Annotated in this window: 7 protein-coding genes; 4 read left to right on the top strand and 3 right to left on the bottom strand. The window is 64.4% G+C overall.

Features of this window, described 5'->3' with window-relative positions; translation table 11 throughout:
* Positions 1-15 precede the first annotated feature (15 nt).
* Together pncB and BN2503_RS02665 are read right to left on the bottom strand one after the other, a co-directional pair.
* Positions 16-1,200, bottom strand: coding sequence for a nicotinate phosphoribosyltransferase (pncB, locus tag BN2503_RS02660; RefSeq protein ID WP_054255094.1), 1,185 nt, complete (start codon positions 1,198-1,200; stop codon positions 16-18).
* A 91-nt stretch (positions 1,201-1,291) separates the two neighbouring features.
* Entirely contained in the window at positions 1,292-1,750 is a 459-nt protein-coding gene (locus BN2503_RS02665) for an acyl-CoA thioesterase (RefSeq protein WP_054255095.1), read from the bottom strand.
* Between the two features lie 248 nt (positions 1,751-1,998).
* Here BN2503_RS02665 and BN2503_RS02670 point away from each other — a divergent pair, with 248 nt between their 5' ends.
* From BN2503_RS02670 to BN2503_RS02685, 4 genes are all read left to right on the top strand, one after another.
* Positions 1,999-2,538, top strand: a complete 540-nt coding sequence (locus BN2503_RS02670) for a phasin family protein (RefSeq protein ID WP_054255096.1) — start codon at positions 1,999-2,001, stop codon at positions 2,536-2,538.
* 247 nt (positions 2,539-2,785) lie between these two features.
* A complete protein-coding gene (gene aat, locus BN2503_RS02675) occupies positions 2,786-3,550 on the top strand; it encodes a leucyl/phenylalanyl-tRNA--protein transferase (protein ID WP_054255097.1) in 765 nt (254 codons plus the stop codon).
* Positions 3,547-4,311, top strand: coding sequence for an arginyltransferase (locus tag BN2503_RS02680; RefSeq protein WP_054255098.1), 765 nt, complete (start codon positions 3,547-3,549; stop codon positions 4,309-4,311). The genes aat and BN2503_RS02680 overlap by 4 nt, the downstream gene beginning before the upstream one ends.
* A 35-nt stretch (positions 4,312-4,346) precedes the next feature.
* On the top strand, positions 4,347-5,153 hold the full coding sequence (locus BN2503_RS02685) for an IclR family transcriptional regulator (protein WP_054255099.1): 807 nt from the start codon (positions 4,347-4,349) through the stop codon (positions 5,151-5,153).
* Positions 5,154-5,248: 95 nt separating this feature from the next.
* Here the strand turns inward: BN2503_RS02685 and BN2503_RS02690 are convergent, their stop codons facing one another.
* Positions 5,249-6,607, bottom strand: a complete 1,359-nt coding sequence (locus BN2503_RS02690; RefSeq protein WP_054255100.1) for an LLM class flavin-dependent oxidoreductase — start codon at positions 6,605-6,607, stop codon at positions 5,249-5,251.
* Positions 6,608-6,741 lie beyond the last annotated feature (134 nt).

Consider the following 6,741-nt stretch of genomic DNA (forward strand, 5'->3'; position numbering starts at 1 on the left):
ATCTCCTTGAGGTTGTCAGGCCGGGCTGGGGATGTCGAACACCTGGCGCAGGTAGGCCAGGTATTTTTCATCGTCGCACATGCCCTTGCCTGGGGTGTCCGACAGCTTGGCCACGGGCTGGCCGTTGCAGCGCGTCATCTTGATGACAACCTGCAGCGGCTCGTAGCCAAGGTCGTTGGTCAGGTTGGTGCCAATGCCAAAAGCCAGTTGGCACCGGCCATGGAAGCGCTGGAACAACTCAATGGTGCGCGGCACCGTGAGCGCGTCGCTGAAGATCAGCGTCTTGGTCAGCGGATCGACACGATTGTCGCGGTAGTGCTGCAGCAGGCGCTCGCCCCAGGCGAACGGGTCGCCGCTGTCATGGCGCGCGCCGTCAAATAGCTTGCAAAAATACAGGTCAAAGTCGCGCAGGAAAGCGCTCATGCCATACACATCGGACAGGGCGATACCCAGGTCGCCCCGGTACTCTTTAGCCCAGACCTCGAAGCCAAAGACCTGGCTGTCGCGCAGCCGGGGGCCCAGCGCCTGGCAGGCCTGCAGGTATTCATGCGCCATGGTGCCCAGCGGCGTCACGCCCAGCTTCATGGCATACAGCACGTTGCTGGTACCCGCGAACTGCCCGTGCATGCCCGTGCCCAGGCGCGCGCACAGCACGCGCAGCACCTCTTCATGCCAGGCACGCGAAAAGCGCCGGCGCGTGCCGTAGTCGGCAATCTTCAGTTCCGCCAAGCCGGGCGCCTGGAGTTGGCCAATCTTCGCGTCGAGCCGGCGCCGGCCCTCAGGGAAATCAGGCACTTTCTGCGTATTGCGGAAATACACCTCGTTGACGATGGCCAGCACCGGGATCTCGAACAGGATGGTGTGCAGCCAAGGCCCCTGGATGGTGATATCGATCTCGCCGGAAGGCAAAGGCGTGACCTGGACATATTTCTCGCCGAGCTTAAACAGTCCGAGAAAATCAACAAAATCGCTTTTGATGAAACGCAGCGAACGCAGATAGGCCAGCTCGGCATCCTGGAAACGCAGGCTGCACAGGGCACGAATTTCCTCGCGGATTTCATTCACCAAGGGCGCCAATGCAACGCCTGCATTGCGGCAGCGAAAGCGGTATTCGACCTGCGCGCCCGGAAACTGGTGCAGCACCACCTGCATCATCGTGAATTTGTACAGGTCGGTGTCAAGCAGGCTGGTAATGATCATGGCGGCAAAAAGGGGCTCTGCGCACGGCCCCGCGCAGGCGAAGGGACAGTGTAGGCCATCCCCCGGAGCGGCGCGCCCGGGGGGGAAATGCTCAGGGCTGGAGCGCCTGCAGCACTTCGCGCAAACGCTGCGGCAGTGGCACGGGCCGGCGCGTGGCACGGTCCACGTACACATGCACAAAATGCCCAGACGCGGCGCTGAGCGGCTCGCCGGCGGCGAACAGGCCCAGCTCGTAGCGCACGCTGGAGGAGCCGATATGCGCCACGCGAATGCCCGCATCCACGACCTGCGGGAACGCCAGAGGCGCAAAGTAATTGCATTGCGTCTCGATCACGAGCCCAATGGTCTGCCCGCCATGAATGTCGAGCGCGCCCTGCTCGATCAGGTGGGCGTTCACCGCGGTGTCGAACCAGCTGTAATAAACGACGTTGTTCACGTGGCCGTAGACGTCGTTATCCATCCAGCGGGTGGCAATGGCCCTGAAGGTCCGAAAGGCGCTACGTGGCTCGGGTGAGCGGCGCGGGGCTGCAGTAGGGGTTGCTGTGGTCATGGCAAACGATTGTGCCAGCGCAGGCCCGCGCCACCACGCCGGAGCGGTGTGCCATGACGCCACGGCGACAAATACTGATTTTTGGTATGTGCATCTAATATTTGCTGCACCGCAACATGGATATTGCATTTCCCCGGTGCACCGCTACAATTCAAACCATGCTGCACTGCAACATAGGTCAAAGGCCTCATGTCAGCGCAGATCTCTTGAAACCACCCGGGCTTAGCCCCTTTCTTTGGAGATATCTTATGTCGCTGACCGCAGAACAAATCCTGGCCTCCCACAAAGCCAACGTCGAAACCCTGTTTGGCCTGACCAGCAAGGCCTTTGAAGGCGTCGAGAAGCTCGTCGAGCTGAACGTCACCGCCTCGCGCGCTGCCCTGAACGAAGCCGCCAACCACGCCCAGGCTGTGCTGAGCGTGAAGGACGTGCAAGAGCTGCTGGCACTGCAAGCCAACATGTTCCAACCCCTGGCCGAGAAGACCGCTGCCTATAGCCGCCACCTGTACGACATCGCCGCAGGCACGGGCGCCGAATTCGGCAAGGCCCTGGAATCCAAGACGGCCGAAGCCCAGCAAAGCTTCGCAACCCTGGTCGACAACGCAGCCAAGAATGCTCCCGCTGGCTCTGAAACCGCCGTCGCCGTGATGAAGAGCGCCGTGTCCGCCGCCACCAACGCCTTCGAATCGGTGCAAAAGGCCGTGAAGCAGGCTTCTGACGTGGCCGAAGCCAACTTCAATGCCGTGGCCAACACCGCTGCCAAGGCAGCTACGCCCCGCAAGCGTTAATTACGCGTGTTGTCTGGAGTACACACTCTAGGCAACCTTCAGGGATTACCCTGATAATTCAACCATTGCCCTGAGCCTCTTGTTTCAGGGCCCCAGTTGTCTCCTTGGATCCTCTCGAAACCCCCGTTTCAAGGATCCCTTCCAAGCCCAGTGCTCGCACTGGGCTTTTTTTTGGCCGGCCGGGTCTGCCAGGTACACAGCGGGCCTGCGCGACAATCGTGCTTTGCCCTTGTCCACAGCTTGCCCCATGCCGACCACCTTGCCCTGGCTCGAGCCTCACGACGCCTTTCCGGACCCCGCGCAGGCGTGGGGTTCCAAGGATCCGGCACCCGGGCTGCTCGCCGCAGGGGGTGCGCTCGACACGGCACACCTGCGCACCGCCTACGCACATGGCATCTTCCCCTGGTTCAACGAGGGACAGCCCATCCTGTGGTGGTCGCCTGACCCGCGCATGGTGCTGCCCCCTGCGCAATTCCGGCTGCACCACTCGCTGCGCCGCACGCTGCGCAAATTCCGCGCCAATCCGCGCTGCGAGGTACGCGTAGACCACGACTTCAGCGCCGTGATCCATGCCTGCGCCTCCACCCCCCGCGAAGGGCAGAACGGCACCTGGATCCTGCCGCGCATGGTCGCCGCGTACGAGGAATTCCACACTGCCGGTCATGCGCACAGCGTCGAGACCTGGGTCGATGGCCAGCTCGTAGGCGGGCTGTACTTCATCGCGCTGGGACGCGCGGTGTTCGGTGAATCGATGTTCGCCCACGCGACCGATGCTTCAAAAATCGCCCTGTCGGCCTTGGTGTGCCTGTGCCTGCGCAACGGCGTCGAACTGATCGACTGCCAACAAAACACCCGCCACCTGGCTTCGCTGGGTGCACGCGAGATTCCGCGCACGCAATTCCTGTGCACCATTGCGCACGCACAGCAAGCGCTCTGCCCCGGCTGGGCCTTCGACCCCCTATACTGGAACGCGCTTTTGCCCCCCGCCCAAGCCTTGGCATCGCCGGCATGACGCAACTCAACGATCTTCCGCTACAAGCCCTGCAGTTCTACGCCACCGCGGCCTACCCCTGCAGTTATTTGCCGGATCGCCAGGCACGCTCGCAGGTCGCCACGCCGAGTCACCTGATCCAATCCAGCGTCTACTCCGATCTGGTAGCCCAGGGCTTCCGGCGCAGCGGTATGTTCACCTACCGCCCCTACTGCGACGGCTGCAAGGCCTGCACCCCGCTGCGGGTGCTGACGCACGAATTCACCCCAGACCGCAGCCAGCGCCGTGCCTGGACACGCCATGCGCACCTGCAAGCGCGCGTGCTGCGCCTGTGCTACCTACCCGAGCACTACCAGCTCTACCTGCGCTACCAGCAAAGCCGCCACGCTGGCGGTGGCATGGATCACGACAGCATTGACCAGTACACCCAGTTCCTGCTGCAAAGCCGCGTGAACTCGCGCCTGGTGGAATTCCGCGAGCCCGGCACGGGCGACAGCCCCGGTACGCTGAAGATGGTGTCCATCCTCGACGTGCTCGATGACGGCATCTCCGCCGTCTACACCTTTTATGAGCCTGAGGACAAAGCCAGCTACGGCACCTTCAACGTGCTGTGGCAGATAGAGCAGGCGCGCCAGCTCGGCCTGCCCCATGCCTACCTGGGCTACTGGATCGCGCAAAGTCCGAAGATGCGCTACAAAGCCCGCTTTCTACCGCACGAAGTGCGCAGCGACGGGCTGTGGCAGCGGGTGGAACGCGCCAGCCTGCGCGAAGACATTTCATAGGATAAAATTTCGCTTTTGCGCCTTGCATTGCCTCCATGCGAAAAAGCGACCCCGACATCCCCGCACAGCCCAGCGTTCAGGTACTGGAACGCATGTTCACGCTGATCGATGTCCTGGCCTCGCGCGAAGAAGCGATTTCACTCAAGGAAATCAGCGAACGCACGGGCCTGCACCCCTCCACGGCGCACCGTATACTCAACGACCTGGCCATCGGCCGCTTCGTCGACCGGCCTGAGTCGGGCAGCTACCGCCTGGGCATGCGCCTGCTGGAACTGGGCAACCTGGTCAAGGCCCGCCTGTCGGTGCGCGACGCGGCCTTGACGCCGATGCGCAACCTGCACAAGCAGATCCAGCAGCCTGTGAACCTTAGCGTGCGCCAGGGTGACGAAATCGTCTATGTGGAGCGCGCCTACAGCGAGCGCTCGGGCATGCAGGTGGTGCGTGCCATCGGCGGCCGTGCGCCGCTGCACCTGACCTCCACCGGCAAGCTATTCCTGGCCGTGGAAGACCCGCAGCGCGTGCGCGCCTACGCCACGCGCACCGGTCTGCCGGGCCACACCCACAACAGCATCACCCAGCTGCCCGTGCTGGAGCGCGAACTGGCCAAGGCGCGCCAGTACGGTATGGCGCGCGACAACGAAGAGCTGGAACTCGGCGTGCGCTGCATGGCCGCTGGCGTGTTCGACGACCAGGGCAAGCTGGTGGCGGGGCTGTCGATCTCCGCCCCCGCCGACCGGCTGGACGAAGGCTGGCTGCCCAAGCTGCAGGCCACGGCGCGGGAAATCTCCACCGCGCTCGGCTACCAGGAAGGCAGCACCCCGCCCATGGGGCTGGGCAACTGACCCGTTCCACCGCGCTGGCGCTTTCTTTTCGATAGCTGCCAGCGCTTGCCAGTAAAGGGCTGGCAGCCATTTTTCCTGCTAATCAGTGCACGCCATCAGCGCCGCCAGCGCGCTGCCGGGTGGCGCTGCGGCAAGCGGTCGCCCGCACCAAAGAGCTGCTGGCGCAGCGTGCCACCCGCGTAGCTGGTGCGGTAGCGTCCCCGGTTTTGCAGCTCGGGGACGACCAGCGTGGCGAAGTCTTCCCAGGTCTCGGGCACAACGAGGCGCGTGAGGTTGAAGCCATCGATCTCGCCCACGTCCACCCAGCGCTCCAGTTCATCGGCCACCTGCGCGGCGTCGCCGACGATCGTGGTGTAGCGGCTGCCGAGCGTGAACTGCTCCAGCAGCTTGCGCCGCGTGGTCCAGCCCTGCTGCTGGGCTGCTGCGGCCGCCGACTGGATGGCATTGCTCTGGCCGAAGGCAATCGGTTCTTCGAGCCCGTAGCGCGCGAAATCCACCCCGGTGCTGGCGGCGAAGTGCGCCAGGCCGCCCTCGGCGCTGGCGTGGGCCTGGTACTCGGCGTACTTTTCCTGTGCTTCGGCAGCCGTGCGTCCAGGCACCACGGCCACGCCGACGTAGATCTTGATGTCGTCCGGCTGGCGGCCCGCGTCCACTGCCGCCTGGCGCAGCTGGCGCGAGGCCTCGCGCGCGGCCTCGGGCGTGCGCGCGCCAATGAAGACGCCCTCGGCATGCTGGCCAGCAAAGCGCAGCCCGCGTGCTGAAGTGCCCGCCTGGAACAGCACCGGTGTGCGCTGGGGCGACGGCGCGCTCATGTGGATGGCGTTGGCGCGGTAAAACGGCCCTTCGTGCACCACCGGGTGCACCTTCCCGGGCAGCGCGTGGATGCGCCGCGCCTTGTCGGCGATGACGGCGCCGTCCTCCCAGCTCCCCTCCCACAGCTTGTACGACAGTTCCAGGAAGTCGTCGGCGCGGTCGTAGCGGCTATCGTGCGCGGCCAGGCCCTCCTGGCCCAGGCCGCGCGCGCCGCTGTCCACGTAGCCGGTGACGATGTTCCAGCCGATACGCCCCTGGGTGAGCTGGTCCAGCGTCGTCACATCGCGCGCAAAGACGTAGGGGTTGTGCGCCCCCACGGTGGCCGTGACGCCGAAGCCGATGTGTTGCGTCACGGCGGCCATGGCCGACACCAGCAGCCACGGGTTGTTCACCGGCAGCTGGATGGCCTCGCGCAGCGTCAGGTCCACGCCGCCCTGGTAGACGTCGTAGTAGCCGATCACGTCGGCGATGAAGATGCCGTCGAACAGGCCGCGCTCCAGCACCTGCGCGATGTGCGTCCAGTACTGCAGCGTGCCGTGCTGCGTGGACTGGTCGCGCGGGTGCGTCCACAGGCCGTGGTGGATGTGCCCCACGCAGTTCATGTTGAAGGCGTTGACGTGAATGTGCTTCTTGCGGGCCATGGCTGTCGTCTTTCTGAACCGCCCCGGGTTTTGAGGAGGCTCCAACACTTGAGAAGATGGAGCTATGAACAAGTCACCGAAGTTCTCCCCGGAAGTGCGCGAGCGCGCCGTGCGCATGGTGCAGGAGCACCGAG

Origin of the sequence: Paenacidovorax caeni (genome assembly GCF_001298675.1) — a bacterium.
GTDB classification, from domain to species: Bacteria; Pseudomonadota; Gammaproteobacteria; order Burkholderiales; family Burkholderiaceae_C; genus Paenacidovorax; species Paenacidovorax caeni.

Coding starts and splice junctions, on each gene's coding strand:
- pncB (WP_054255094.1), bottom strand. CDS start 1,200: ATGATCATTACCAGCCTGCTTGACACCGACCTGTACAAATTCACGATG.
- BN2503_RS02665 (WP_054255095.1), bottom strand. CDS start 1,750: ATGACCACAGCAACCCCTACTGCAGCCCCGCGCCGCTCACCCGAGCCA.
- BN2503_RS02670 (WP_054255096.1), top strand. CDS start 1,999: ATGTCGCTGACCGCAGAACAAATCCTGGCCTCCCACAAAGCCAACGTC.
- aat (WP_054255097.1), top strand. CDS start 2,786: ATGCCGACCACCTTGCCCTGGCTCGAGCCTCACGACGCCTTTCCGGAC.
- BN2503_RS02680 (WP_054255098.1), top strand. CDS start 3,547: ATGACGCAACTCAACGATCTTCCGCTACAAGCCCTGCAGTTCTACGCC.
- BN2503_RS02685 (WP_054255099.1), top strand. CDS start 4,347: ATGCGAAAAAGCGACCCCGACATCCCCGCACAGCCCAGCGTTCAGGTA.
- BN2503_RS02690 (WP_054255100.1), bottom strand. CDS start 6,607: ATGGCCCGCAAGAAGCACATTCACGTCAACGCCTTCAACATGAACTGC.